We start from the raw sequence: 1664 nt of genomic DNA on the forward strand, positions 1-1664 counted from the left end.
GGGTGCGGCTCTCTTGGAGGGAACGTCTGATGTGGTCTGACCTGCGCTGTTTCCGTTGCGCTGCATGCTGAAGGGCTCCTTCTGGCTATGTTCTTGGTTGTCTACGCCGAGAACGAGAAAGAAGGAGCCCGATGTCATCTTACGTGCCGGTGGACGAGATGGTGTTGTTCGGGGCGTCGCGGCAGCGCTTCGACGAGACGGTGTCGTGGTTGACCGGGCCACAGGCCGGTGGGCTGTCGCACGCCGATCTGGAGCAGCGGTTGCAGGATGTCGGGCGTGAGCTGCTGCGACAGCTCCTACAAGATCACCTGGATGTGCGGGCGGTCCGTGAGCAGCGGGTGGCCGAGGTCGTCGGAGACGATCAGGTGCCACGCCGATACGCCGAGGCCGGACATGCTCGCGGGTTGGCCACGGTGTTCGGGAAGGTGAGCGTGACGCGGATCGCCTACCGGGCCAGGGGCGTGGCTAACCTGGCCCCGGCTGACGGGGTGCTGAACCTGCCGGTCGGGCTGTATTCGCACGGGCTGCGCCGGCTGGCCGCGATCGAGGCCGCGCGGGGATCGTTCGAGCAGGCCACGGCGGCGATCCGGCGGGCGACCGGGGTGGGGGTGGGCAGGCGTCAGGTCCAAGCGCTGGCCGAGACCGCCGCGCTGGACATCGATGACTTCTACGCCTCACGCCGGTGTGCCGGCTGCCCGGACGGCGACATCATCGTGTTGACCTGCGACGCCAAGGGGATCGTGATGCGCCCCGACGCGTTACGGGCCGCGACGGCCAAGAAGGCCGCGTCCAGCAGCCGGAAGCTGGCTACCCGCCTGTCGCGGGGAGAGAAGCTGGGCCGTAAACGCATGGCCGAGGTGGTGGCCGTCTACCACTGCACACCCGCACCTCGCACCCCCGCCGACGTGATCGGCGTGCCCGACGCCGAGCCCCGCGACCGTCGTGGCGGCCCGAAGGCCGCGGGCAAGTGGCTGCACGCCTCGGTCACCACCGGCACTGCCGGGCAGATCAGCACCATGTTCAACGAGGCGGCCCGGCGAGATCCGCACGGCAAACACCCGTGGGTGGTCCTCGTCGACGGCAACGCCCACCAGATCGAGACCATCCGAGCCCAAGCCAAAGCCCGCGACCAACCCGTCACGATCGTCATCGACTTCGTGCACGTCCTGGAATACCTGTGGAAAGCCGCCTGGTGCTTCCACACCGAGGGCGACCCGGCCATCGAGACGTGGGTCGCCGCGCAGGCCCGACTGATCCTGGCCGGACGCGCCCACCGCGTCGCCGGCACCATCCAACGCAAGATCACTTCCGCTGGCCTGAGACCTGACCGACGCAAAGGCGCTGACGCCTGCGTCACCTACCTGCTCAACAAGGCACGCTACCTGCGCTACCACGAAGCACTCGCGGCCGGCTGGCCGATCGCCACCGGCGTCATCGAAGGCGCCTGCCGCCACCTGGTCAAAGACCGCATGGACATCACCGGCGCCCGCTGGAGCCTGGCCGGCGCCGAAGCCATCCTCAAACTACGCGCACTGATCAGCAACGGCGACTTCGACGACTACTGGACCCACCACCTTCAGCAGGAACAACACCGAGTCCACACCAGCCGCTACGCCAACGCGGTCATCCCCACTTGATCATCCCTCCACGGGAGCTGCACCCAT

Annotated in this window: 1 protein-coding gene; it reads left to right on the plus strand. The window is 67.9% G+C overall.

What is annotated here, in order from left to right; genetic code table 11:
* The first annotated feature begins 158 nt into the window (after positions 1-158).
* Positions 159-1637, plus strand: a complete 1479-nt coding sequence (locus ACNAW0_RS30335; RefSeq protein ID WP_416291471.1) for an ISKra4 family transposase — start codon at positions 159-161, stop codon at positions 1635-1637.
* Positions 1638-1664 lie beyond the last annotated feature (27 nt).

The sequence above is a fragment of the Micromonospora sp. SL1-18 genome, assembly GCF_047921505.1.
Classification (GTDB): domain Bacteria; phylum Actinomycetota; class Actinomycetes; order Mycobacteriales; family Micromonosporaceae; genus Micromonospora.

Bases quoted from the DNA above. Each gene is read 5' to 3' on its own strand.
- ACNAW0_RS30335 (WP_416291471.1), top strand. From the start codon at position 159: ATGGTGTTGTTCGGGGCGTCGCGGCAGCGCTTCGACGAGACGGTGTCG.